This is a genomic window from Arthrobacter sp. TmtSoilC77 (genome assembly GCF_059739415.1).
Genome location: NZ_AP046050.1, coordinates 294597 through 319151, shown reverse-complemented (window position 1 = coordinate 319151; position 24555 = coordinate 294597). Strand labels below are relative to the sequence as shown.

Here is a 24555-nt window from a genome sequence, read left to right as displayed (position 1 = left end):
CGCGCGCGAATGACCCGGACAGTCGTGATAGGCGGTGGCATTGCTGGGCTTGCCACCGCTGCGCTCCTGGCGCGGGAAGGGCATGAGGTGCAACTTCTGGAGCGGCTCGACCACGTGGGAGGGCGAGCCGGAACGTTGGAGCGGAACGGTTTTCGCTTCGACACCGGACCGTCGTGGTACTTGATGCCTGGCGTCTTTGACCACTTTTTCGGCCTGCTGGGAACCAGCACAGCGGAACAGCTCGATCTTCAAACACTCAATCCCGCCTACCGGGTCTTCACCGAACCAAAGCACGACGACGGGCGGCAGGATCCGCTCACTATCCCACTGGGCAGTGAACACGTCATGCGGACGTTCGAGCGGGTTGAACCAGGGAGCGCACAGCGCCTCGCAGCCTACCTGGCTTCGGCAAAGCACACCTCGGACATGGCTGAACGCTTCTTCCTCTATAACCCCTTCACCAAGCTACAATCACTCCTACAGCCCGAGATCCTGCGCGCCCTGCCGGAGCTGGCCCGCCTCCTGCTCACTCCGCTGGAAAAGTTTGTCTCCCAGCGTTTTCACCACCCTGTGCTGCGTCAGGTCCTGGGTTACCCGGCCGTCTTCCTGGGCACCAATCCTGCTGATGCGCCGGCCATGTACCACTTGATGAGCGCACTGGATCTTGGCGACGGCGTCCAGTACCCCATGGGTGGCTTCACACAGCTCGTGGAGCGTCTCGAAGCGTTAGCGCGTGAAGCCGGCGTACGCATCCAGACCGGCGCGGAGGTCGTCCAGATCACCACCCGCGAAGCAGCCCGGGCCGGAGGCAAGGGGCATCTGGGCGGCTTGGGCCGCCGTCGTCGATTGCCTGGAACCACCAAACGCGAGGTGACCGGCGTCCGGTGGCGGGAGAAGCACGGCAGTGAGCATTTCAGCGTTGCCGACATCGTCGTTTCCGGTGCGGATCTGCACCATACGGAAACCGCCCTGTTGGCCGCTGAGGACCAGAGTTATCCGGCCACGTGGTGGCAGCGCCGAACCAGCGGTCCTGGTGCCGTGCTGGTGATGCTCGGTGTGAAGGGGCGGTTGCCCGGACTCCCGCACCATTCCTTGTTCTTCACCAGGGACTGGCAAGCGAACTTCGAGTCGATCTTCGGCAATCAGCCCAGCATCCCGGATCCCGCTTCCATCTATGTTTGCAAACCCAGCGCCACAGACCCAGGCGTTGCCCCGCCGGAGCACGAGAACCTCTTTGTGCTGATCCCCATACCTGCGGACCCCGGGATCGGATCAGGCGGGCCGGACGGCGCAGGTGACTCCCTTATCGAGAGGACTGCCGACGCCGCCATCGACCAGATCTCGGAATGGGCCAACATTCCTGATCTCCGTGAACGGATCGTGGTCCGGCAGACCATCGGACCCGGAGATTTCTCCCGCGACTACAACTCCTGGCGCGGAGGCATGCTCGGCCCGGCACACACCCTGGCACAGAGCGCAATGTTCCGTGCCCAGAATACTTCCAAGCGGGTGACGGGGCTGTTCTACGCCGGTGCCACCACCGCACCAGGCGTAGGCGTGCCCATGTGCCTCATCAGTGCGGAACTGGTGCTGAAAAGGATTCGCGGTGACAACAGCCCCGGGCCCACCGTTATCGACCCCAACCGCATGAAGCGTACCGCCGGCAGGTTGCCCTGATGGGAATCGTCTATCTTGCTGTGCTGCTGATCGGCACTCTGTGCATGCTGCTGCTGGACCACCGGTTCCGACTGTTCTTCTGGCGCGACGCCAGAGCTGCGGCGATCGTGACCGCCGTCGGGGTTTTGTTCCTGCTCGGCTGGGACCTGGCCGGAATCGGTTTGGGAATCTTCCTGCGGGGTGAGGGCGCAATCGCAACCGGGGTGATGCTCGGACCGCAATTGCCCCTTGAAGAGCCTGTCTTCCTGCTGTTCCTGGTGCTGTGCACGATGGTGCTTTATACAGGAGCGCGGAAGATGCTTGCCCGCTCCATGCTGCCTCATGAGGGCGACCGGCGGCTTGAGAGTCGGTGTCTTGAGGATCGGCGACTTGAGGATCGGCGACTTGAGAAGAAGAACCTATGACTTACCTGTGGCTCTCGCTCGTGTTCGTTGCGGCAGCGGTCATTGTGGGCGTGGTTTGTGTCCGGAAGGGCGCCAACTCCCGCGAAGCCAGGCAGCATTGGACGGCGGCTGGCCTTGCCTTCGGGGCCCTGGCGGTGCTGACGGCTGTATTCGACTCCGTGATGATCGGGATGGAGCTCTTCCACTACGACGCATCACACATTCTGGGCCTGACGATCGGGCTGGCGCCGGTAGAGGACTTCGCCTACCCTTTGGCGGGCGTGCTGGTTCTTCCCGGGCTCTGGGTTTGGTTGACGCGGGGGCGGGAGGCGGCACAGCGCAGGAACCCCAAAGGTCTCATCCCCCAAGCCCTGCTCGCGTCACGGCCCATTAGTTGGATCAACACGGCATATCCGTTCGCTGCAGCCATGTTCCTGGCTACCCGAGAGGTCAACTGGGTACTGGTGGTCGGCACGCTGTATTTCCTCATCCCCTACAACCTGGCGATGTACGGGATCAACGATGTGTTCGACTACGCCTCGGACCTGCAAAACCCTCGAAAAGGCGGCATTGAAGGCGCCCTGCTTCAACCGAGGCTGCACCGGCCAATGCTATGGCTCGCCGCCATCACCAATGTGCCATTCCTTGTGGTGCTGGCGGTTGCGGGTGGCCCCGCTACTTGGCTGGGCATCGCTGTGAGCGCCTTCGCTGTGGTCGCCTATTCCGTGGCGGGACTACGTTTCAAGGAACGTCCTGTCCTGGACTCACTGACGTCGAGTACGCACTTCGTGAGTCCCGCCGTCGTGGCTCTGACGTTGGCGGGTGCCGAGATGACGCCGGGACTGATGATCCTGCTCGCCGCATTCTTCTTGTGGGGCATGGCGGCTCACGCGTTTGGAGCCGTCCAGGACATCGAACCGGACCGGCAGGCAAATATCGCCTCCATAGCGACAGTCTTCGGTGCCCGGCGAACGGTGCGGCTCGCCGTCGTACTCTGGCTTGTTGCGGGTCTCGCCATGCTGGCCACGCCGTGGCCCGGGCCGCTCGCAGCAGCAATCGCCGTCCCATATATCGCCAATTGCGCTCCCTGGTGGAACGTCACGGATACGACGGCGGCACGCACCAACACTGCATGGCGCCGTTTCATCTGGCTCAACTACGGATCGGGTTTCCTGGTCACGCTGATACTGATCCTGCAGTGGAACCTGACGTCATGAAGCGGTAGATTCCGGGCCCTTGGGTTGTTCATCAGTTGGGTCTTCGTCGATCGTGTCCACGGCCTGGCGCATGTGCTCAAGAAAGTCCATCACCACGCGTGCTTCTTCCGGGCTCAGCGCGCTTGCGACGTCCAAAATCCGGCGATGCATTCCGCCCAGTGTGTGCCGGACTTCCTGGTCCGAACCGGCTGTAGGCCGCAGAATCAAGGCCCGACGATCCGACGGATGCGATTCCCGCCGGATGTGTCCGGATTCCACCAAACGATCAATCAGTGTGGTCATTGACGCTGACGTTATGCCCAAGCGATCGCCCAGGTCCTTGGGTTTCATCACCTTGCCCGCCGCTTCCGCTTCGAAAAGGTACCGCAAGGCCAGGAGGTCCTTTTCACCCATGCCCATGGCCGAACGGGTCCGCCTGCGCATGGCCTGTTCCGAGACACGATAATCCCGGAGGGCATTCAGGACATCAACGGCAAGGGCTTTCTGCCCAGGGTCCTTGCCGTACCAATAGCCCTTAGCGTGGCCGTTTGCGTCCATCCCATGATCCTTCGATAAGCGTGAAGCTTGTTTCCCTAGCATCTGATCCTAATTCACTGCGCTGGATGAACACAGGGAAGCATGATTCGGAGGATCCTGAACAAGATTTCGAGGGTTTTCCACATAGGAATGTTGGGCTGTCCCTAACGAAAAGGAGTGGTGTCAAAGTATGGGTATGGAGCGGAACGGGGCGAGCCAAGCAGCTAAGGCGGTTTCCGCCGTGCCTGTTTCATTGCCTGTGCCTGGTGGCTCTGGGGTTCAGGAGCTGCTGTCCGTGTTGGGTTCTTTCCGGGTCAGCGCGGACAGCAACGAGTTGATCGATCAGATTCGGGGCCTGGAAGACGCGAAATCAGCGATCGCGGCGTTGCAGGCGCGGACAGCGGTCGCGTTTGACCTGGCCCAGCGCCGCGAACAAACCGCCAGCGGCGTCCCCTCCCCGGACCTCGGTCAGGGGGTTGGCGCGCAGATCGCCCTGGCGCGGCGGGAATCACCCAACCGCGGTTCCCGCCTCCTCGGACTCGCCAAGGCCCTCGTGTCCGAGATGCCCCGAACCATGGCCGCCCTGGAAACCGGACAACTGAACGAATGGCGGGCCACCCTGCTCGTGAAGGAAACAGCCTGCCTCTCCATCGAAGACCGCGCCGCCGTAGATCAGGAACTCGCCCCCGACACCGGAACCTTCAACGGCGCCGGCGACCGGACCATCACCGCCGCCGCACGAGCCGCCGCCTACCGCCGCGACCCGCGCACCATCACCCAACGCGCGGCCCGGGCCGCGTCCGAACGACACATCAGCCTCCGCCCAGCCCCGGACACCATGACCATCCTCACCGCCCTGCTCCCGGCAGCCCAAGGCGTCGCCGCCTACACCGCCCTCACCCGGGCCGCCGAATCAGCACGCGCCGGCGGAGACACCCGCACCCGAGGACAAGTCATGGCCGACACCCTCGTCCAACGCCTCACCGGCACCCCCGGCGGCATCAGCGCCATCAATATCCAGCTCGTCATGACCGACCGCACCCTCTTCCAAGCCGACACCGAACCAGCACGGCTCCAAGGCTACGGAACCGTCCCCGCCGGATGGGCCAGAACCCTCCTCACCGGAGCACAATCCGAGGGGAGCCCGGAGTCCACGGAAGATAAGGCATTCAACGTCTACCTCCGCCGGCTCTACACAGCCCCCGCCAGCGGCGAACTGCTGGCCATGGACTCCAAAGCCCGGCTCTTCCCACCCGGGATGAGACGCTTCATCCAAACCCGGGACGACACCTGCCGCACACCCTACTGCGACGCGCCCATACGCCACATCGACCACATCATCCCCTGGCACAACGGCGGACCCACCAGCCTGGAAAACGGCGCCGGGCTCTGCGAAGCCTGCAACCACACCAAAGAAAACCCCGGCCGGAACGCAAAAACAATCCCCGGCAGCCGACATCACCTCGAAATCAGCACCCCCACCGGCCACACCTACCAATCCAAAGCCCCACCACTGCCAGGCCACACGCGCTTTCCGGCAATTTCACCAACACCGCCTTCATCGGCACCCACTTCACCGGCGCCTACTTCACCCGTGCAGGCAGAGGCGCCCGAAACAGCGTCATGGTCACCAGCTTCGCCAGCCTCCCACTTCTCCATGGCTGGGATGCGGCTGGAAAACGACGTGCTGCACCGCATCAGTTGGAACTGACACCGGAGCGGATGCCGGGTACGAGGACCATGTCGAACCAGGGCTATGAAGAACCAGGACTATGTCGAACAGGGGCTATGCCGAACAAGCTTCCTTCAATGCCTGGACCGACTCAGCCGGGACGTCGTCGCCAGCCTCAGCAATCTGGTTCAGCGGAGTCGTGATTTCAGCCGGAACACCGGCGGTGCGGGCAGCAGTGACCAGCCCACTGAGTACCTGCTTGTCCTCAACACTCACCAAACCGTCCTGGACCACAGCACAAATTTGTTTGTTGACCTCCTCGGCAGCAGCAGTTGCTACCTTCGAGGCTGCATCGCTGGCAGCATTCCCGGCTGCTTCCTGCACGGAGCCGCAGCCGGCGAGGAGGAGGAAGAGGGGCACGGCGGACAATGTTGCAAGGCGGCGATTCATGCGTTCCAGCCTAACAATCCCAACCGGAGTGCAGGCTGGGGATGGCCTGGCTGCCCGCACCAACGCCCGAACCCATCCTGCCCCTTTCACAGATAACGTAATGATTGACATGACATAACTCACATTCTGTAAGCTTGATTGAAAGTCACGCAGCCGGCTTCCCTCGCACTATTTCGGGAGGTCCGCATGGCCCCCAATTCCCTCAAATCCGAGATCCTCCTCGCACATGGAGTCGCGGCTGCTGTCGCTCGAAGAAGAGCAGCAGGGCACCATGTCGCGCCCAACAAACCCGACGCCCTCCTCGGGGCGATAGCCGTACGGCAACTGTTCCACCGTTGGCCTTTGGTTCCATCCCGCGAGCTTGAGCGCATCCGCCACGTCCTCATCCATTGCGACCAGCTGGGCTCGGCCGATACCCATCATTTGTCCGAGCCGGCCCAAGCGCTTCTGGAGCTCATCAACAACGAGTTGGATCGGCGTCGCGCATTTGGTCATCAGCAAGGGGCCAACACGCAGGGGGCCGAAACAGATACGGCAGAGGCAATGCAGCCGGGTGCCGCTTAATGGCGGGGCATTTCGAAGTCGTTGACGCCACTGGCGGCGACTGCAGGGTACGCCTCGTCGATGACGACGGGATCGAACTCGCGCTAACCGTCACTTATAGGGACAAAGGCGCAGCAGCCAAGGCTATTTACACGCTGAGGGAAATCGCAGCGAGTGGCCTCATCGAGGACCACACATCGACGTTTCCCTCGCCTCACTGAGCCGCATTAGCGGTTGCTCCCGCGGGGGAACAACCGCTAATACTGCAACCGACCCAAAGAGCCGTGCCGGCCTATGCCCGAACGATTGGCAGTCCTGCCGTCGGGAAGACGCTGGGAAAGATCGACGGCGGCGGGACGGGTACAGTCTCCAGCGGCACCGTAATGGTGTCCGCGCTGACGGTGACGTCGTGATCCCGAACCCGAATCAGCAGTGGTTCATCGCTGTAGCCCGAGCCGGTAACGAGCGCCAGCGCGATGGATCCCTGAATGAGTTCCACAGACAGCAAGCGACCACGCACCTTGAGCCGGAAGGAGAGGCCGTCCCACTCCACGGGCAGCCGCGGATCGAAGCGCAGCACCTCGCCCTGGTCACGCATTCCGGCGAAACCACAGACCAACGAGCTCCAAATTCCGCCGGTGGACGCGATGTGGACGCCATCGATCGTGTTGCCGTGTGAGTTGTCCAGGTCAATGAACAACGCTTCGGTGAAATGCTTCAGTGCGACGTCGCCATACCCAACTTCGGCAGCCATGATGCCCTGCACGCAGGCGGACAGGGTGGAGTCGCCGGTGGTGATGGGATCGTAGAAGTCGAAGGCACGCTGCTTTTCCTCGGCTGAGAAGTCCTGCCACTGGAGGAACATGGCTAGGACGGTATCGGCCTGCTTAAGGACCTGGTGCCGGTAGATCACCAACGGGTGGAAGTTCAGCAGGAGAGGGTACTTGGACTTGGGCGTATTCCAATCCCAAGGCTCCAAGGTCATGAAGTCGTTGTCCTGGCTGAAGACCTCCAAGTGAGGATCGTAAGGGAGGGACATGCGCTCGGCAGCTTGGCGCCACACCAAGCGTTCCGTGTCAGCAATGCCCTCGTGTTCCAAGGCAGCGGCAGCTCGGAGGTTAAACCGTGCCATGACGTTGGTATAGAGGTTGTCGTTGACCACTGCGGTGTATTCATCGGGCCCGGTGACGCCGTGGATGTGGAAGAGGCCATCCTTGCCGAAGAAGCCCAGGGAGACCCACATGCGCGCCGTCTCAATGAGCAGGTCGGCACCGATGTCGGCGCGGAAGCTGGCGTCGCCGCTGGCCCACTCGTAGCGGTTGGCGGCAAACGCGATGGCCGCTGCGATGTGGAATTGGGCTGTTCCGGCGGCGTAGTAGGCACTCGCTTCCAGGCCATTGATGGTGCGCCACGGGAACAGGGCTCCGTCCACGCTGAGTTCCTTGGCGCGGACACGCGCGTCCGGAAGCATGGCGTGCCGTGATTCGAGCACTTTCCGGGCACCGTCTGGATTGGTGTACGTCAGATAAGGGAGCAGGTAGACCTCCTGGTCCCAGAAGTAGTGGCCCTCGTAGCCGGAGCCACTTACGCCCTTCGCGGGAATGCCGGCGACCCCGGCGCGGGCTGTTGCCTGGGCCAGCTGGAAGAGCGCCCACCGCACGGCCTGCTGGAGTTCGGGCTGGCCGCCGATTGCCACGTCCGCGGTTGTCCAGTACTGGCTGTAGTGGGCCTGGCTCTGCGCGAGGATTTCGGAGAACGGCACCAGGTTTGCCTCGGCGTCCGCCGTCAGGCTCTCGCCACCGTCGTCATCGTCCGTCAGGGTGCGCCCGGCCACGACGTAGCTGACCGTTTTCTCCAGACGGAACGCTTCACCGCTGTTGATGGCCAGGACGTAGCGGACAGACGATTCGTCCTCGGCCACGACAGTCTCGAAGGGCTGGCCTTCCGCGGAGATCCAGTGATCCACGGCCATCGCGATGCGCTGGCGGGATTCGGAGGTCTCCCATGCCAGGCGCAAGGAGCCATCGGCGCCCTGGAGGTGCAGCGGCAACAGGACACGGCCGGCGTGCCGGCCGGATCGCCTGGGGTCATGGACCGAGTGGTCCTCCACAGGCTGGTCCTGGCGGTTTACGACGCCGGAAACGATGTCCGCGGACACGTCGCGGTCAGCGCTGACGGTCAGTTCCAGGCCAAGACATCCGCGCGAATCGAACCCGACGGCGCGGCGTTCCACCGTGGTGACCGTAGCGCCGGAGCGGCAAGCCCACGTGGTGGTTTCCTCATAGACGCCTGTGGAGAAATCCACACTTCGGTGATAGTCCAGCACCGTGGATTCTGCCAGGCTCAGGGCCTCGCCATCGATTGATACCGTGAAATTGTTGGCGTCCGGGACGTACACAATCCGCTGGCCCGTACGCGCAAAGCCGTACGCATTCTCGGCATGCTTGATGTCCCAGATTTCGTGGAAGCCGTTGATGAACGTGCCGGGAAGTTCGCCGTCGCCACGCGTGGAATGGGCGCCACGGACGCCAAGGTGGCCGTTGCCAAGGGCGAACAGCGTTTCCAGGGTTCCCTCGTCACCGGGGACGTGGATACTTTCCACGAGCTTCCAAGGCTCGCAGGGAAAGCGCAGCCGATCAGAGCTGATGAGTGCCATGGGCTAAAGAGGTCCTTCGAAAAGTAGGGTCAGAGAAGATCGATGAGGTCGTCGACCACAAGCGTGGCGCCGGCGTCGAGCAGTGTTTGGCGGCCAGCGCCGCGGTCCACGCCGATGACGGCCTGGAAGTTGCCGGCACTGCCGGCCTGCACGCCGGAAACGGCGTCTTCCACCACGATGCATTCCTGGGTGGGGACGTCCAGCAGGGACGCAGCGTAGGTGAACGTGGCCGGGTCAGGCTTGCCCGGAAGTCCGACGGCGGCGGCCACCTGGCCATCGACGACCACCGTGAAGTGGTGGTCAAGTCCAGCAGCCTTCAGTACGGCGGGGGCGTTCCTCGAAGAGGACACGACGGCGACCTTGAGTCCCAGCTCAAGCGCGGCGTTGATGAACTTGACCGAGCCGGGGAAGGGCTCGACGCCGCGGGTGTCCACGATCTCGTTGAAGATTGCGTTCTTGCGGTTTCCCAGGCCCTGCACGGTTTCGTTCGTGGGGGCGTCGTCCAGCGGACCTTCCGGCAGCGTGATGCCGCGCGAGGTCAGGAAGTCCCGGACGCCGTCGAAGCGTGGCTTGCCGTCGATGTGATCGAAGTAGTCGCTTTCCTGGTATCCCTGCGGGTGCCCGGCATCGGCGAGGTAGGAGTCGAACAGCTCCTGCCAGGCTTGCTCGTGTACCACGGCAGTGGGCGTCAGCACGCCGTCGAGGTCGAACAAGAGCGCCGAAGCACCAGTCCAGGCATTACGAAGATCAGTCATGTGCATAGTTCCGTTCAGCGCTTGTGGCGCGTGGTTTTGCGTTCGATGAGCTTGGTATCGAGCAGGTGGTTGGAGGGTGGGTTGGGGGGATCTGTATTCAAAAGTCGTTCGCACAGCAGGTTCGCGGCGAAGGCACCTTGGTCGGCAACGGGTTGCGCCACAGTGCTCAGTCCAAGGAACCAGCTCATGGGGTGGTCATCGATTCCGATCACGGAAACGTTCTTGGGCACGGACAGGCCATGCTCCCGCAAGGCCATCAGCGCGCCGAACGCTGCTTCGTCACAATGGGCGAACACTCCAGTGGGCCGTGCGCCGCGGGTGATGAGTTCGGTCATTGCCCGGCGGCCGTCGTCGATGCTTGGCCCGGCAGCCACCACAAGGTCCGGGTGGACGGTGAGGTGGTGTTCATCCAGTGCACGCCTGAAGCCGTGGAACCGTGGGGTCTCAGTCACAACGGAGTGATCATTGCTCGAGAGAACGGCCAAGTCCCAATGGCCCAGCCCCAGCAGGTGTTGGGTGGCCTGCCAAGCTGCGTGCTCGTCATCGATACCAACATTGTCCCACGGAACATTCCGCATGCCCACGCTGGCGACTGGCAGCCCGGAAGCCTCCAAGGCTTCCACTTCCCCGGGGTCGAGGTCAACATTGAGCAGGAGCAGCCCGTCCACCCTTTGCGCCAACCGTTCAAGATCGCCGAAGACCTGCTTACGCACGCTGGTCTTGTTCCGAAGGCTGATCAGGACGGTGTCGTAGCCGCTGTCGCCGAAGACCTCTTCTGCCGCTTCCACCGCCTGCGCGAAGAACCAGGCTGTAGCGGTGGGGGCGATGATGGCCACGGAACCCGTCCTGCCACCCGCCAGTCTGGATGCTGCTGCCGAGGCTTTGTAGCCCAGCTTGTTTGCGGCTTCCGCCACTTGCCGTTGGGCCTTTTCGGAAACGTTGGGGAGATTCCTCAGAGCCCTGGACACCGTACAAATGGACAATCCGGAGAGGACTGCGACGTCCTGGATTGTCACCCTGTGAGTCCTAACCATGCAACACGGCCTCAACCCTTTCCATACTCGATTACACGTTGGGATAGCGGCACTGCACCCGGGGAGAGCTCCCACATTGGGGCGGCCGCAAGCCAAAAGTGTAAGCGCTTACAATTTTGTCATTCAATACTGTGTGGTCGAATGCGAATTTGTGACGCGAATCTCACGGAAAGGTTGATTCTGAGGGGCTAATGCCGTCTAATCCAGAGCCTGCGCCTAAGCTCCCGTTCGCCTTCCGTGCCCGTTCAAGACCGTCCGTGCCCGTTCAAAACCCTCAGTGACCGTTCAAAACCCTCAGTGCCCGTTCAAAACGTAGTACCGAAGGAACGCGCTGACATCCACCAGCTCCGCAGGCTCGATCCTGTGCCCCATCCCCGGGTAGGTACGCGCCGTCAAAGCCACGTTCGCGTGCAGCCACTCGTCGGTGTGGGCGATGGCGTCTTCATTGATCACCGGGTCCGCCTTGTCGCGGCCCCAAAAGAACGGCGGCGGCGAATCGAAGGATTCGCTGAGCGCCAGGAGGTCGTTGTCCAGGACGAACCCAGACAGGCCAACCGTTGCCTTGAAAGCGTGGGGCCGCAGCCGCAGGAGCGTGCTGGCCATGGCCATTCCCTGCGAGTAGCCGAGCAGGCTAACGCTGCTGTGGTTCTCTTTCACGGTGTTGATCCAGTTGAAAACGGAGTTGGTTGAAGTGATGACGTCGGCGAAGTCGTTAGTCAGGAAGTAGTCCAGGAGGAACCAACCGTAGTGGTCGCCAATTTCCTTCGGGCCGCGAAGGGCCGCACAAGTGAATTCCGCGGGAAGAAACGGAAACAGGTCCACCATGCGCTGCTCGCTGGTGCCGTAGCCATGCATCATCACCAGCAACGGGGTGCCCCCACGCTGGTTTTCGGGCTTCGACCAGACCACTGAATCCATGGAACGAGCCTAGTAGACTGGCCGCATGACACCGCAGGAACTGGCCAACCTGGCCCATCTGCGGCGCGCTCGCGATTTCATCGATCGCGAGTACGCGCGACCCTTGGATGTGCCCACCATGGCGGCCGGCGCCCTCATGTCCCCCGCGCATTTCTCCCGCCAGTTCAAGGCCGCGTACGGTGAATCTCCCTACAACTACCTCATGACCCGGCGCATCGAACGTGCCATGGCCCTGCTGCGGGCCGGAACCAGCGTCACCGATGCTTGCATGGAGGTGGGCTGTACATCCCTGGGCTCCTTCAGTTCACGCTTCACGGAGATCGTCGGCGTAACGCCCAGCGAATACCGCTCGCGCGAGCACCATGCAGTGAAGGCGATGCCCACCTGCATCGCGAAGCAGCAAACGCGCCCTGAAAGAAACGGCAATAAGAACCTGAGCAGGATTGAAGAAGCGCCCGTCTCACAGCTGCAATAGCGTGTGAGACATGAACATTTCATTGAAGTATGCACACGTCACCGTCAACGATGTCGATGAGTCGCTCGCCTTCTACCGCGACGCCCTCGGCCTGGAAGTCCGGAACGACGTCGGCTCGGACGGCCAGCGCTGGGTCACCCTGGGCAGCGATGCGCAGCCGGACCTCGAACTCGTTCTTTCCCCTCCGCACGCCGGCCGCTCCCAGGCTGATGGCGACGCCATCCAGGAGCTGCTCACCAAAGGCGTCATGCCCATGCTCGTCTTCAACACGGACGATCTCGACGCGACGTTTGAAAAGCTGCGCGCGTCGGGTGCCGAAGTGCTCCAGGAGCCGATTGTGCAGCCTTGGGGTCCCCGCGACTGCGCCTTCCGCGATCCATCCGGGAACATGATCCGCATCAACCAGGGCTAACGCCCCAGTATCAGTACGACGACGGCGGGTACCCGGCGCACTTACCGGGCCTGCCGCCGTCGTGCTTTCCGCAGGTCGTCGTACTTTCCGCGGAATGTGGGGTGCTTTTCCCGGTTCCGCAGCCACCAATCAGTGGCTCAACAGGCCCGCGCTTGAGCGTTCGCCGTACTCGTGCGTCGAGGCGATGGCGGCGGAAACGACATCGGAGAGCCTGAGCCGCCGGTTGTAAGCCTGACGTTGAAGACGTTCACCCGTGCCGCGGCGCAGGATCTTCGCCACGCCGGACCGGGCGAGTGCCAGGTCCCCGGATCTAGTCAGCGCCCCGCGTACGTGCCTCAACAAGGCCCCCGCTACATCCGCAGCAGGATAGGGCCGGTGGTCCGTCGGGTGTATCAGTTGATCGTTGATGCCAAAGCGGCTGGACCGCCAGTTGGCCATGCGCAACAGGCTGGTCAAAGCGTCCGACGGCGGCTCCCCCTTCCGCCATTGTGTCGCCGCAGTCTCCACCAAAGCCCGGGCAATCACCGCGATGGTGAGTGCGTCCTCGGCGTACAGGCAGACGTCGGCGATCCGGAGTTCAACAGTGGGATGGCCTCTGGAAAGGCGGGCATCGAAGTAGATCATGCCCTCGTCCAAGGGGACGCCTGTGCCCAGGAGGTTCGCGAGCACCCCGCGGTAGCCTTCTGCCGAACCGAAGACATCCATTGGCCCGGCCGTGGGCCACCTGTTCCAAATTTGGGTCCGGTAACTGGCAAAGCCTGTGTCGGAGCCCATCCAAAACGGAGAATTGGCACTCAATGCAAGGAGCACAGGCAGCCATTGGCGCATCCTGTCCAGGACGCCCACGCCTTCATCCGGCGATTCGATCGCCACGTGGACGTGGAATCCGCAGGTTAGCTGCTCGCGCGAAATAAGGCCGAACTCGGTGCCCATGGTTGCGTAGCGTTGATTGCCCAGGGTGGGCGTCGCATGGAATTCGGGGGGTGTGGCCAAGGCTGCCACCCTGGCGCCCAAGGTCCGTGCAGCCGAGTCGGCCAATGCCCGGCCAAGGCGGATCTCGTCGCGAAGCTCCGCTGCTGTCCGGCAAGGCCGGGAATTCACCTCAATCTGTTCCTGTTTGAACTCGGACTTGAGGGAATCCCCGGCTTCCGGATAAGTTGCCGCGTTCATGTGGGGTTGGGCAGCTATGTCCAGAATGCCGGCAGCAAGCGGAAGCGGCATCCCGTCAACGGGATCTGCGATCAGCAACTCTTCCTCGACGCCAAACGTACGCATAGCTACCCTCCCCGCAGTAACGAAATTAGATGCCGTGGTTATCCCACGTGGCGCGGAACCTCCATCTGGAAACCGCAGCGGCAATGGAGCACCTGCGTTTGCAGATAGACCTCGAACAGGCTCGGGCCGTCCGGGTCGTCGGTGCTACGGGGTGGCTCGATGATGCTCTCCGAGGGGCGTCCCAACGTCATGGGCTCGCCGCAATGCGTGCAGCTGAACCACAGGCCGGATGCGGACGTAGACAGGAATTCGGCTTGGATCTCCGGTACTAGTTCAACCAGGGGCACGGGGTGGGCGTAAAACGTATCGCACTCACTGCAGGTATAGCTGACTTCAACGATTTCGGATTGGTTCGGTTCTGCTTCTACGACGGTCTCAACAAAAATGTACGAATCAGTATTGCAAACAGTGCACCAAGGCCGTGTGGCGGTGTCAAAAGTTGCGGGTTTCGCCCCAACCATGGGTTTAGGGGCGGGAATAGGGGATCCAAGCGTCATTGCCATTCTCCTTTATGCACGTATCCACCGCGAGGTGGGTTCCGACAACATATTGAATCGCGTCGGGAGAAGCTGATTGCTCCTCGAGGAGGCCTGCATGGATGCACGCGGCGAGCCGGCCGATTGTGGCCACAGCTTAAGGTGCAGTTCTTGGACCATCTTGGATGGCTTCAGGTCATGAGTCTCCAAGGGCTATCTGCTTAACCCACCTATGAATGTAGTTCATCAGTGGCGGGCGTCACAAGTGTGCAAGGTCCGTCACAGGTCCTAACGGTGGGGATGAAAACTCCGGCGACGGCCCTTAGGGCTCAAAGTGCGCTACGGGAGCTTCGGCCGCCACAGCCTTGATGAGCTGCTCAGCCACGTCCCTGAGTTTTTGGTTGCGACCGTTGGAAGCCTTGGTGAGGATCCTGAAGGCCTCATCCTGGCTACAGCGGTTTTGGCCCATAATGATGCCGCAGGCCAAGTCGATCACTGTCCTGGACTGCATTGCCGCCTGAAGATCCTCGGCATGCTGCTGCTTGACGCCGATCCTCACGGCCAACCTCAATGAACGCTCGGCCTGGCTGGCGTACAACTCACAATTCCGGATTGTCTCGTCGTCGTAGACATTGGCCTTCGGGGCGAAGAAGTTCAGGGCTGCCGTAGCCCCCTCATCCAACTCCAGCGGGACGCAAAGGGCCGACAGGTGCCCCCGTTCCGCGATGACAGTACAGTACTCGGACCACCTTTCCTCCTTGGAGGTATCGGGCACATGCACCGTGGCATGGGTGCGCATGGCCTCCAGGCAGGGGCCATCGCCGTAAGCTTGCTGAACTTCATCGATCAGCCTCGCTTCATGGGTACTTCCGGCCACGGTTGCAGTGCGGCGTCGCCTGCTCAAAGTGATGCCGCACAGGACGTCCAGGCCTACGGCTTCGGAGACGGAGGCCGCGGAGAAGACGGCAAGATCATGCAGGAATCCTGCTACATCATCGCTGTCGATCACCAAGTCCTGAAGTTGTTCAGGCACCGAAACATCGTCAAGCGATGGGACAGTATCCGGCGGCGCTGGGACATCGTCCGGCACCGCAAAATCAACGTGCATTTCGTCCATGATTCAGTTTACGATCGTCCGGAGCCAACTCGTCACTCCCGGAAGAACAAGCTCCAGAATCCTTGCATCTGCCGTGCACCTATGTGCACAATCTAGCTAGAGTCCGCATTGCCGGACAGGCTTTACAGCTCATGCAGACGGGCACCCCGCATTAACAATGCAGAGGTAAATCCCATGTCGGCCCAGCCCGAGTCAAGAGTTCCCGACGAAGCCCACCAACCAGACGACCCCCTATGGTGTACACACTGCAATACTGACCAACATTTGGTGGTGGATTCGATCCAATCGCACTATCCTCCCTCCCCCAACACAGTAGATGTGGCCTACGAATGCCGCGCCTGCAATTACTCCTACGACCAGACCGCCACGGTACAAAGAGTGGCCGTCGTCCTGAACCGCCCCGGGGTTTCCCAGGGAGTACTGCAGTTCGGGGGCCAGTACTTGCATTGTGGGGAACCCATGAGGACCAGTAGTTGCGAGCTACGGCGGATCCAGGCCCCGCTTGTCCTGAAGCGTGGGGGCCAACTACGCATGTACGAGGTCATCATCAATACCCGCATCCTCCGCTGCCCGTGCGGCTTCCGCATGGAAATCCCGGACTAGATGCGGTAATCACGCCCCTAGCAACGAAACCAGTTTTAACAGAGGTAGAGGAACAGGAAGGGAAAACATGCAGACCGATTCAAAGAAGGACGAGTCTCCAGTTACCGGGACTGATCACAGGCCGGTTAGAAAGCACAAGCTTCCGGATCCGCCGGACCCGGACAATCTTCCGATCGACTACCCAGGCTCCGGGTGGGACATCAGCAGGTACTCGCCCAGCGTCGCGCGCGAACTTCATCGGCGTACCACGCACCTACGGGGCGTTTGACCTTGAGTGACTTCCCGCCGGACCCTTCGCAACCGGATCCCACCAGGAAAGATCCCACCAGGGAACCGGGACCCACACCGGAGCCGGTTCCCTTGCCGGAACCAGGACCTCCCCCGGTCCCGGACCCGACGCCGGGGCCAACAGTGCCGTCACCACCGGCGCGGCCAGATACTGGACAACCGCCTGGACAGCCACCTCTTTAGGAGGTTTCCAACCCCATAGACCGGATCCTGGCAAATCCCCCAGTCAGGACCCGAAGGAGGGCATGCCGCACTACAGGGAGTGTGGCATGCCCTTTCGCGTGCCCGAAACTTTGGCGTGCCCGAACTTTGGCGCGCCCCGTAGCCAGCCAGCCTCAACGCCCTACTGAACAGCTAACCCCCATCCAATCTTTGTTTATGTTGGTTTCTATTGACTTACCAACACAAACAAAGATAGAGTCAAGCAATTCCACATCGTTGTGACAGCAGTCACCTGATGGGCTGCACTGACAAATGGCTTTACCGCAATGGAGGGTAAGTGTTCGCTGAAGAGCGCCAACAACTGATCTCCGCACTCGTCGCAGAGCGCGGACGGGTGAGCGTCACTGACCTCGCCGACCGTTTCAGCATCACCACGGAAACCATCCGCCGTGATCTCGCAGCTCTCGAAGTTTCGGGGAGCCTGCGCCGCGTTCATGGTGGGGCTGTCCCCTCGGACCGCTTGAGTACCCGCGAGGAAAGCATCCTGGAGCGCGCCATCCAGCGCCAATCCGAGAAACACCGCATCGCAGCTGCCGCGCTCGCCCTGATTCCGGAACTCACCACGGGCAGCATCCTGCTGGACGCAGGCTCCACAACCGAGACCCTGGCAGACCTGCTCGCGCAGCGGACGCCCGCAGCCAACGGCAACGAAGAACTCGTGGTCATCACCCACGCCATTCCCATTGCCGGCAAGCTTTCCTCCACAGCGGGCATCGCCCTTCAGATCCTGGGTGGCCGGGTACGCGGGCTGACCCAGGCCGCCGTCGGACAGTCCACAGTGGAGGCCGCTTTCAGGCTTCGTCCTGACATCGCCTTCGTCGGCGCAAACGGCATCCACGCCACCTTCGGGCTCAGCACGCCCGATCCTGAAGAAGCCGCGGTAAAAGCCGCCTTCGTCAAGTCAGCCCGCCGCGTTGTGGCATTGGCCGATTCTTCCAAGCTGGACGCCGAGACATTGGTCCAGTTCGCCACCCTGAAGGATGTTGACACTTTGATTACAGACAGTGAACCCTCCGCTGAACTCAGCGCAGCCCTGGCCGAAGCCGGCGTTGACGTGGTGATCGCATGATCGTCACACTCACGGCCAACCCAAGCCTGGACCGCACGGTGGAGCTTCCGGCACCACTGGCCCGCGGCGAGGTACAACGTGCCGTCGCCGTCCACCAGGAGTCGGGCGGAAAAGGCGTCAACGTTTCCCGCGCCCTGGTGGCTTCCGGCCTCGAAACACTTGCCGTCCTTCCAGGCGCTGACTCGGATCCGGTACTTTCCGGACTGCACGACGCCGGTGTGCCGTTCGCTGCCCTGCCCATCGGTCAGGCGCTACGCAGCAACGTCACCCTCACCGAACCGGATGGCGTCACCACCAAGATCAACGAACCCGGCCCGGAGCTGAGCGACGAACAGCAGGAAGCCCTGATCGGGCTGCTGCTGGAGCGCTCCCGTGGCGCCAGCTGGGTGGTTCTCGCAGGCTCGCTCCCACCAGGAGTGCCCGCGGATTTCTACGCCACAATCGCTCGTCGGCTCCGGTCGAACACTGATGGATCGGCCATCCCCGGCATCGCCATCGACTCTTCCGGGGCTCCGCTTGCGGCAGCTTTGAAAGGCGATGCCGCAGGAAAACCCGATCTCCTCAAGCCCAACGCCGAAGAGCTCGCAGAGCTCGCTGCCGCTGCCGGCTTCGCCATTGTCTCCACCGCCGAAGAACTGGAAGCCGACCCGGCACGAGCCGCCCAAGCTGCTGCCGCCGTCGTCGAAAGCGGTGTGGGCGCCGTTCTGGCAACACTCGGATCCAAGGGCGCAATCCTGGTGACGGCCGATGGGGCGTGGCTTGCCACGCATCCTCCCATCCAGGCCGTCAGCACGGTGGGCGCCGGGGATTCTGCACTGGCCGGCTACTTGCTGGCTGCTATCCAAGGCGGTTCCGCCCAGGACTGCCTTCGTCAGGCCGTGGCACATGGTGCCGCTGCTGCTTCGCTGCCGGGCTCCACTGTCCCTGCAGTCCACCAGACAACCCCCAACGCCGTAACCATCACGGCCCTCCAGAAGGACTAACAGTGACCCAGCTGATCACACCCCAATTGGTCATCCTCGACCAGAACCTGGGCGACTCCCCTGCCGACGTCATCCGCGTCCTGGCCGGCAAAGTCGCCACTGCTGGCCGTGCTACCGAGGTTGAAGGGCTCTTCACTGATGCCTTCGCCCGCGAGCAGAAAACCGCTACCGGCGTGCCCGGCGGCATAGCGATTCCGCACTGCCGCTCGGCCGCAGTCACCGAGCCCGCCCTTGCCATGGCCCGCCTGTCCCACAAGGTGGACTTCGGCGCCAAGGACGGCCCGGCGGACCTCATCTTCTTCATTGCCGCCCCGGACGGCGCTGACCAGGAGCACCTGAAGTTGCTCTCCAAGCTGGCCCGCTCCCTCATCAAGAAGGACTTCACGGCAGCGTTGCGCGCGGCAGCCACTGAGCAGGACATCGTGGACCTCGTTGATGGGGCCTTGGCGGACAAGCCCGCTGCAGCTGCAGCTGCTCCGGCCACCGAAGCTGCTGCAGCACCCGCTGCCGCTGGGGCCACTGCCGGATCAACCACGAGTGCGGCTGCCGGACCCAAGCGCATCGTCGCCGTTACAGCGTGCCCCACCGGCATCGCCCACACCTACATGGCTGCTGACTCGCTCGTTGCCGCTGCCCAGGAAATGGGCGTGGATCTCCAGGTTGAGACGCAGGGCTCCTCCGGGGCCAAGCCGCTGGATCCGGCCATCATTGCCGCTGCTGACGCAGTGATTTTCGCTGTCGACGTGGACGTCCGCGGCAAGGAGCGCTTCGCCGGAAAGCCGGTCATCAACGCTCCGGTCAAGCGCGGCATCGATGAACCCACCAAGATGGTCCAGGAAGCGTTGGCTGCTGCGGATGATCCGCACGCACGCCGCGTCCCGCACTTCGGTGCCGAAGAGCAGGCCGAGCGTGCTGCTGAGGAAAAGGGCGAGCACATCGGCCAGAAGCTCAAGCGCGCACTCCTCACTGGTGTTTCGTACATGATCCCGTTCGTCGCCGGTGGCGGCCTGCTGATTGCGATCGGCTTCCTGCTTGGCGGCTACGAAATCACGGGCTTCGCTGACAAGATGCTGGTTCAGAACAGCATCTTCAACCTGCCCACCGAGTTCCCGGACAACGCCTGGGGTCCGCTTGGAGCCTACATCGGTGCTGTGCTGTTCAAGATCGGCGCACTGTCCCTCGGATTCCTGGTTCCCGCGCTGGCCGGCTACATCGCCTACGCCATCGCTGACCGTCCCGGCATTGCCCCCGGTTTTGTCGCCGGCGCTGTATCCGGGTTCATGGGCGCAGGCTTCCTCGGGGCCATTGTTGGCGGTCTGCTGGCCGGCTACATCGCCTTCCAGATCGGCAAACTCGATGTTCCCCGCTGGCTGCGTGGCCTGATGCCTGTGGTCATTATTCCGTTGCTCGCCTCCCTCGTGGCCTCCGGCCTGATGTTCCTGATCCTTGGTGCTCCGATCGTGGCACTGACCAAGGCACTGAACACCGGCCTTTCGGGCCTCACCGGCGCAGGCGCAATCGTCCTCGGCATCATCCTCGGCCTCATGATGTGCTTCGACCTTGGTGGTCCGGTCAACAAGGTTGCGTACTCCTTCGCTGTTGCGGGCCTCGGCACGGCAACGGTGGCAAACCAGGCACCGTGGCAGATCATGGCCGCCGTGATGGCAGCGGGCATGGTTCCGCCGCTCGCCATGGCCCTGGCTACCGTGCTGGACAAGAAGCTGTTCTCCTTGGCTGAGCGTGAAAACGGAAAGGCCGCCTGGCTTCTGGGTGCATCCTTCATCTCCGAGGGCGCCATCCCGTTCGCAGCTGCTGACCCGCTTCGCGTCATCCCCGCCAGCATGGTGGGTGGCGCCGTAACCGGTGCCCTGTCCATGGCCTTCGCGGTCACGTCCAAGGCTCCGCACGGTGGCATCTTCGTGTTCTTCGCAATCGACAACTTCCTGTTGTTCTTCCTGTCGATCGCTGTCGGTGTGGTCATCACCGCGCTCCTTGTAATTGCCCTCAAGCGCTGGGCTGTCCGCAAGCCGGTTGAGGCCGAGGCAGTTCCCGTCCCAGCAGGCGTGTAAGTCCCGGCAGGCGTGTAAGCGCCGGCAGATAACCCGTCAGCCCAACAGCACCCAAGCAATCAGAGGACCAGATACATGCAGACCTTCTCAGGCGTAGGCGTAGCTCCCGGGCGCGTCCTGGCACCGGTAAAGCAGATGCCGAAACCGATCCAGGAGCCGCACCCGAACGTCAACATTCCTGCCGACGTCACGGTTGAATCGCAGGGGCAGCGCATCAAGGACGCTGCCAAGGCGGTTCAGGCTGAACTGAGGGCCCGTGCGGCTACGGCCAACGGAGAAGGCAAGGAAGTTTTGGAAGCAACGGCTTTGATGGCCGCCGACCCCATGCTGGTGAAATCGGCCATCAAGCTGTTGTCTCCTGAGGCTCCAGGTGGTGCACGGACTGCTGAACGTGCAATCTGGGAGGCTGGCGGAACGGTGGCTGAGACCCTCAAGGGCCTGGGCGGGTACATGGCCGAGCGCGTGGCGGACGTCCTCGACGTCCGGGCACGCATAGTGTCTGAGCTCCGGGGCCTGCCGGCACCGGGGATCCCGGCCTCCGATGTACCGTTCATTCTGGCGGCTGAGGACCTGGCGCCTGCTGATACTGCCACGCTGGACCCATCCAAGGTAGTCGCGCTGATTACCTCCAGCGGCGGGCCGCAGTCGCATACAGCCATCCTTGCCCGTGCTCTCGGCTTGCCCGCCGTTGTAGCCGCGCTGGGCGTGGACGAGATTGCGGATGGCACCGAGGTCTATGTGGACGGCGCCGCAGGCACCATCACAGTTGAGCCCGGTGAAGACCTGCGGTTGGCTGCCAAGGCGTGGGCCACCCAGGCTTCCACGCTGGCGGCCTTCAGCGGGAACAACACCATGGCCGACGGTTTCCGGGTGCCGTTGTTGGCAAACGTTGGCACGGGTGCGGATGCGGTCAAAGCGGCCGACGCCGGCGCCGAGGGCGTTGGACTTCTGCGGACGGAATTCTGCTTCCTGGACCGCGACGACGAACCCACTGTGGAGGAACAGATCGCGGCTTACGGAGCCGTTTTTGCAGCCTTCCCGGGTAAGAAAGTTGTGGTCAGGACCCTGGACGCGGGCGCGGACAAGCCGCTGCCGTTCCTCACCAACGCCGACGAACCGAACCCCGCACTCGGTGTCCGCGGATACCGCACGGACCTCACGTCCCCCGGCGTCCTCGAACGGCAGCTCGAGGCCATCGCCGCGGCCGAAGCAGCCAACAACGCCGAGGTCTGGGTCATGGCGCCCATGATCTCGACGGCGGACGAGGCCGCGCGGTTCGCCACGCTTTGCGCCGCCGCCGGGCTCAAAACCCCTGGTGTCATGGTGGAGGTTCCGTCGGCAGCGCTGACCGCCGCCACTGTTCTGCGCGAAGTGAGCTTCGCGTCCCTCGGCACCAACGACCTCACCCAGTACGCCATGGCAGCGGACCGTCAGCTTGGGCCGCTCGCCACGCTGAACGATCCGTGGCAGCCCGCAGTTCTGCAGTTGGTCAAGCTAACGGCCGACGGCGCCGCGCAGGTCAGCGGCGAAAGCGGCACGGCCAAGCCGGTTGGCGTCTGCGGTGAGGCAGCAGCGGACCCGGCACTCGCCGTCGTACTCGTTGGACTTGGCGTGGCGACGCTGTCGATGAGTGCCCGGGCGCTTGCCGCCGTCGCGACCGTACTTGCCACTGTGACTGTTGCCCAGGCGCAACAGCTGGCAGCGATTGCCTTGACGGCCCCCAACGCAGCCGCGGCACGCAGCGCGGTCCGGGCCCAGCTTCCCATCCTGAACGAGCTCGGCCTCTAGACTTCCCCACAACCACCCACATCAAAGGAGCACCAATGCCTGAACGTACCGCCACCATCGCAAGCCGCGTCGGCCTCCACGCCCGCCCGGCAGCCATCTTCGCTGAAGCCGCAGGCGACCTTGACCTTGAGGTCACCATCGCCCGCGAAGGCGAGCCTGCCGATGACGCCATGGACGCAGCCAGCATCCTGTCCCTCATGAGCCTGGGCGCCTCCCACGGCGACGTCGTAGTGCTGCGTGCCGAAGGCGAAGGGGCAGAAGCAGCCCTGGACAGCCTGGTGAAGATCCTCGAAACGGACCACGACGCCGAGTAGGACCGCTAAACCACCCAGCGACACGTAAAAGGCCTGAAGACACCTCGATTTGGGTGGCTTCAGGCCTTTTTTGTGTCCTGGACCGGAAGACCCTGGCTCTGCTTCCCTATGAGGAAGGCCGCAATCGAGGCCTCAGTGGGCTTCACGTCCTGCAATTCCCCGGACAGATAGGCCTCCACGATCCTGGGGTCCACGTAGGAAGTACGCGCCACGGTGGGGGTGTTGCCCAGCAGTTGGGCAGCGTCCTTCATGGCCTTCACCAAAGCCTGGGGCCGCGTCATGGTGCCTTCGGACTTCAACAAGGACAGGGCTGCCGCCGCGGTCCCCTTCCAGGTACGGAAATCCTTGGAGGTGTAGGCCGCTCCGGCAATTCCGCGGAGGTACTCGTTGATCATGGCAGCGTCTATCGAAACCCATGAACCATCGGACTGGTAGGCAAGCAAGCGTTCCTTGCCGGGCCGGCGGGCCAGCGGCTCCAGGAAAGCTGCCAGCGCGGGATCCTGGATGGAGATGTCCCACCACTGCCCGCTCTTGCCCGGGAACTTCAGGCCCACGGCATTGTCCTTGATTCGCGCGTGCCGGCACCTGAGCGTGGTGAGTCCGTAGGAGCCGTTCTGACGCATGTAGCTTTCAGAGCCCACGCGGAGAGCGCCCAGATCCATGAGACGCACGGCCGCGGCCAGGGTCTGCTGCCGGGGAGACGAGGTGTCTTTCAAGTGCAGTGTGACAGTCCTGCGCACGCCAGGAAGCACCGAGCCCAATTCCGTGGCCCGCTGGAACTTCTCGGTGTCTTTACGTTCGCGCCACCGAGGGTGGTAGATGTATTGGCTTCGACCCGCCGCGTCCACCCCCGTGGCCTGGATGTGTCCATTGATGTTGGGACTGATCCACACCTCGGTCCACGCAGGCGGGATCGCCAGCGCATTAATGCGCTGGCGATCCTCTTGGCGTACCAGGCTCCCGTCGGGATACCTGTAACTGAACCCTTTGCCGGCCCTGCGGCGTTCAATACCGGGCTTGGAAAGGTCACTTCGCCGAAGCCTTGGCATTTTCAGTGATCGAGTTCAGGGGTGGGCTAGGCTTCGTCGGGATCCGTGACTGCGGCTCCCGCGCTCATGACCTCGGCGTTGATCATCCATACAAGCTGCTCCAGGCGGGCGATGAATTCGTGCAGCAGGTCCGCTGTTGTGGGATCTTCTTCGTCCACCTCGTCATGGACGTCCCGCATGGTCTGGACGGTCCGCTCCACACGCTCGGTGACCAGCTTGACTGCGTTCTTGGTGTTGACCAGCCCTCCGGGGAACTCTTCAAGGCGGGTGCCGGCGGAGATGGTCCCGCTCCGGCCATCTGGCAAGGCGTGAAGGGCCCTCATCCGTTCGGCGGTGTCATCCGCGAATTGACGGGTGGCCGCAACGAGTTCGTCCAGCTGGAGGTGGAGGTCACGGAAGTTCGGACCGACGATGTTCCAGTGCGCCTGCTTGCCCTGGAGCTGTAGCTCGATCAGGTCTGTCAGGACGATTTGAAGGTTGTCTGCAAGCTGCTGTGACGCTTTCATGTTTTCCTCTCCTTGGACGGTCGGTGCAAGCGAAAAACCCTGGTGTCGAATTCCTTCGATGTGGGTCATTCATCAAGTGGCGACTTCA

25 protein-coding genes are annotated in these 24555 nt (G+C 62.7%); 14 read left to right on the top strand and 11 right to left on the bottom strand.

Annotated features, from left to right (window positions below; all coding sequences use genetic code 11):
* The first annotated feature begins 9 nt into the window (after positions 1 to 9).
* The 3 genes from crtI to AC6I99_RS01550 are packed head-to-tail and all read left to right on the top strand — an operon-like array spanning position 10 to position 3277.
* Positions 10 to 1677 (top strand): phytoene desaturase family protein, encoded by a 1668-nt coding sequence (gene crtI, locus AC6I99_RS01560; RefSeq protein WP_497959929.1) that lies wholly within the window; start codon positions 10 to 12, stop codon positions 1675 to 1677.
* Positions 1677 to 2081, top strand: coding sequence for a lycopene cyclase domain-containing protein (locus AC6I99_RS01555; protein ID WP_497943790.1), 405 nt, complete (start codon positions 1677 to 1679; stop codon positions 2079 to 2081). Before crtI ends, AC6I99_RS01555 begins: the two co-directional genes overlap by 1 nt.
* Complete coding sequence (locus AC6I99_RS01550) at positions 2078 to 3277, top strand: prenyltransferase (protein WP_497943791.1); 1200 nt, start codon at positions 2078 to 2080, stop codon at positions 3275 to 3277. The genes AC6I99_RS01555 and AC6I99_RS01550 overlap by 4 nt, the downstream gene beginning before the upstream one ends.
* Here the strand turns inward: AC6I99_RS01550 and AC6I99_RS01545 are convergent.
* Positions 3272 to 3814: a MarR family winged helix-turn-helix transcriptional regulator gene (locus AC6I99_RS01545; RefSeq protein ID WP_497943792.1), complete on the bottom strand. Its 543-nt coding sequence runs from the start codon at positions 3812 to 3814 to the stop codon at positions 3272 to 3274. The genes AC6I99_RS01550 and AC6I99_RS01545 overlap by 6 nt on opposite strands.
* A 175-nt stretch (positions 3815 to 3989) precedes the next feature.
* Between AC6I99_RS01545 and AC6I99_RS01540 the strand changes: the two genes are divergently transcribed.
* Positions 3990 to 5504: an HNH endonuclease gene (locus tag AC6I99_RS01540; protein WP_497943793.1), complete on the top strand. Its 1515-nt coding sequence runs from the start codon at positions 3990 to 3992 to the stop codon at positions 5502 to 5504.
* A 75-nt stretch (positions 5505 to 5579) separates the two neighbouring features.
* On the opposite strand, the gene AC6I99_RS01535 is transcribed toward AC6I99_RS01540, so the two are convergent.
* Positions 5580 to 5915, bottom strand: coding sequence for a hypothetical protein (locus AC6I99_RS01535; RefSeq protein ID WP_497943794.1), 336 nt, complete (start codon positions 5913 to 5915; stop codon positions 5580 to 5582).
* Between the two features lie 186 nt (positions 5916 to 6101).
* On the opposite strand from AC6I99_RS01535, the gene AC6I99_RS01530 reads away from it, so the two are divergent.
* Entirely contained in the window at positions 6102 to 6479 is a 378-nt protein-coding gene (locus tag AC6I99_RS01530; protein WP_497943795.1) for a hypothetical protein, read from the top strand.
* Positions 6479 to 6679: a YegP family protein gene (locus tag AC6I99_RS01525; RefSeq protein WP_442016350.1), complete on the top strand. Its 201-nt coding sequence runs from the start codon at positions 6479 to 6481 to the stop codon at positions 6677 to 6679. The genes AC6I99_RS01530 and AC6I99_RS01525 overlap by 1 nt, the downstream gene beginning before the upstream one ends.
* Before the next feature lie 71 nt (positions 6680 to 6750).
* Here AC6I99_RS01525 and AC6I99_RS01520 read toward each other — a convergent pair whose 3' ends face one another.
* The 4 genes from AC6I99_RS01520 to AC6I99_RS01505 all read right to left on the bottom strand — a co-directional run bounded on the left by AC6I99_RS01520 (position 6751) and on the right by AC6I99_RS01505 (position 11821).
* Positions 6751 to 9114, bottom strand: a complete 2364-nt coding sequence (locus AC6I99_RS01520; protein WP_497943796.1) for a glycoside hydrolase family 65 protein — start codon at positions 9112 to 9114, stop codon at positions 6751 to 6753.
* Between the two features lie 29 nt (positions 9115 to 9143).
* The gene (locus AC6I99_RS01515; RefSeq protein WP_497943797.1) at positions 9144 to 9875 is read right to left on the bottom strand and encodes an HAD family hydrolase; all 732 of its coding nucleotides are present in this window, start codon (positions 9873 to 9875) and stop codon (positions 9144 to 9146) included.
* An 8-nt stretch (positions 9876 to 9883) separates the two neighbouring features.
* A complete protein-coding gene (locus AC6I99_RS01510) occupies positions 9884 to 10885 on the bottom strand; it encodes a LacI family DNA-binding transcriptional regulator (protein ID WP_497943798.1) in 1002 nt (333 codons plus the stop codon).
* 312 nt (positions 10886 to 11197) lie between these two features.
* Positions 11198 to 11821 carry an alpha/beta hydrolase gene (locus tag AC6I99_RS01505; RefSeq protein ID WP_497943799.1) on the bottom strand — a complete coding sequence of 208 codons (624 nt, stop codon included), beginning with the start codon at positions 11819 to 11821 and terminating at the stop codon, positions 11198 to 11200.
* A gap of 25 nt (positions 11822 to 11846) precedes the next feature.
* Here AC6I99_RS01505 and AC6I99_RS01500 point away from each other — a divergent pair, with 25 nt between their 5' ends.
* Positions 11847 to 12296: a helix-turn-helix transcriptional regulator gene (locus AC6I99_RS01500; protein WP_497943800.1), complete on the top strand. Its 450-nt coding sequence runs from the start codon at positions 11847 to 11849 to the stop codon at positions 12294 to 12296.
* A gap of 10 nt (positions 12297 to 12306) precedes the next feature.
* Complete coding sequence (locus AC6I99_RS01495) at positions 12307 to 12708, top strand: VOC family protein (protein WP_216922497.1); 402 nt, start codon at positions 12307 to 12309, stop codon at positions 12706 to 12708.
* A gap of 129 nt (positions 12709 to 12837) precedes the next feature.
* On the opposite strand, the gene AC6I99_RS01490 is transcribed toward AC6I99_RS01495, so the two are convergent.
* The 3 genes from AC6I99_RS01490 to AC6I99_RS01480 form a co-directional block, all read right to left on the bottom strand.
* Complete coding sequence (locus tag AC6I99_RS01490) at positions 12838 to 13983, bottom strand: glutamate--cysteine ligase 2 (RefSeq protein WP_497943801.1); 1146 nt, start codon at positions 13981 to 13983, stop codon at positions 12838 to 12840.
* A 38-nt stretch (positions 13984 to 14021) separates the two neighbouring features.
* Positions 14022 to 14480, bottom strand: a complete 459-nt coding sequence (locus AC6I99_RS01485; protein WP_224094801.1) for a hypothetical protein — start codon at positions 14478 to 14480, stop codon at positions 14022 to 14024.
* Between the two features lie 301 nt (positions 14481 to 14781).
* Positions 14782 to 15576, bottom strand: a complete 795-nt coding sequence (locus tag AC6I99_RS01480; protein ID WP_224166079.1) for a GAF and ANTAR domain-containing protein — start codon at positions 15574 to 15576, stop codon at positions 14782 to 14784.
* Positions 15577 to 15846: 270 nt separating this feature from the next.
* On the opposite strand from AC6I99_RS01480, the gene AC6I99_RS01475 reads away from it, so the two are divergent.
* The 6 genes from AC6I99_RS01475 to AC6I99_RS01450 all read left to right on the top strand — a co-directional run bounded on the left by AC6I99_RS01475 (position 15847) and on the right by AC6I99_RS01450 (position 22912).
* A complete protein-coding gene (locus AC6I99_RS01475) occupies positions 15847 to 16179 on the top strand; it encodes a hypothetical protein (protein ID WP_497943802.1) in 333 nt (110 codons plus the stop codon).
* A 787-nt stretch (positions 16180 to 16966) separates the two neighbouring features.
* Positions 16967 to 17758: a DeoR/GlpR family DNA-binding transcription regulator gene (locus AC6I99_RS01470; RefSeq protein ID WP_224094793.1), complete on the top strand. Its 792-nt coding sequence runs from the start codon at positions 16967 to 16969 to the stop codon at positions 17756 to 17758.
* Positions 17755 to 18741 carry a 1-phosphofructokinase family hexose kinase gene (locus tag AC6I99_RS01465; protein WP_224094790.1) on the top strand — a complete coding sequence of 329 codons (987 nt, stop codon included), beginning with the start codon at positions 17755 to 17757 and terminating at the stop codon, positions 18739 to 18741. Before AC6I99_RS01470 ends, AC6I99_RS01465 begins: the two co-directional genes overlap by 4 nt.
* Before the next feature lie 2 nt (positions 18742 to 18743).
* Complete coding sequence (locus tag AC6I99_RS01460) at positions 18744 to 20810, top strand: PTS fructose transporter subunit IIABC (protein ID WP_497959924.1); 2067 nt, start codon at positions 18744 to 18746, stop codon at positions 20808 to 20810.
* 75 nt (positions 20811 to 20885) lie between these two features.
* Complete coding sequence (ptsP, locus tag AC6I99_RS01455) at positions 20886 to 22598, top strand: phosphoenolpyruvate--protein phosphotransferase (protein WP_224166076.1); 1713 nt, start codon at positions 20886 to 20888, stop codon at positions 22596 to 22598.
* A gap of 35 nt (positions 22599 to 22633) precedes the next feature.
* Positions 22634 to 22912, top strand: a complete 279-nt coding sequence (locus tag AC6I99_RS01450) for an HPr family phosphocarrier protein (protein ID WP_223935423.1) — start codon at positions 22634 to 22636, stop codon at positions 22910 to 22912.
* Between the two features lie 59 nt (positions 22913 to 22971).
* Here the strand turns inward: AC6I99_RS01450 and AC6I99_RS01445 are convergent, their stop codons facing one another.
* Both AC6I99_RS01445 and AC6I99_RS01440 read right to left on the bottom strand, forming a co-directional pair.
* Positions 22972 to 23961, bottom strand: coding sequence for a DNA topoisomerase IB (locus AC6I99_RS01445; RefSeq protein WP_497959921.1), 990 nt, complete (start codon positions 23959 to 23961; stop codon positions 22972 to 22974).
* Positions 23962 to 23987: 26 nt separating this feature from the next.
* Entirely contained in the window at positions 23988 to 24467 is a 480-nt protein-coding gene (locus tag AC6I99_RS01440; protein ID WP_224094784.1) for a Dps family protein, read from the bottom strand.
* Between the last annotated feature and the right edge of the window lie 88 nt (positions 24468 to 24555).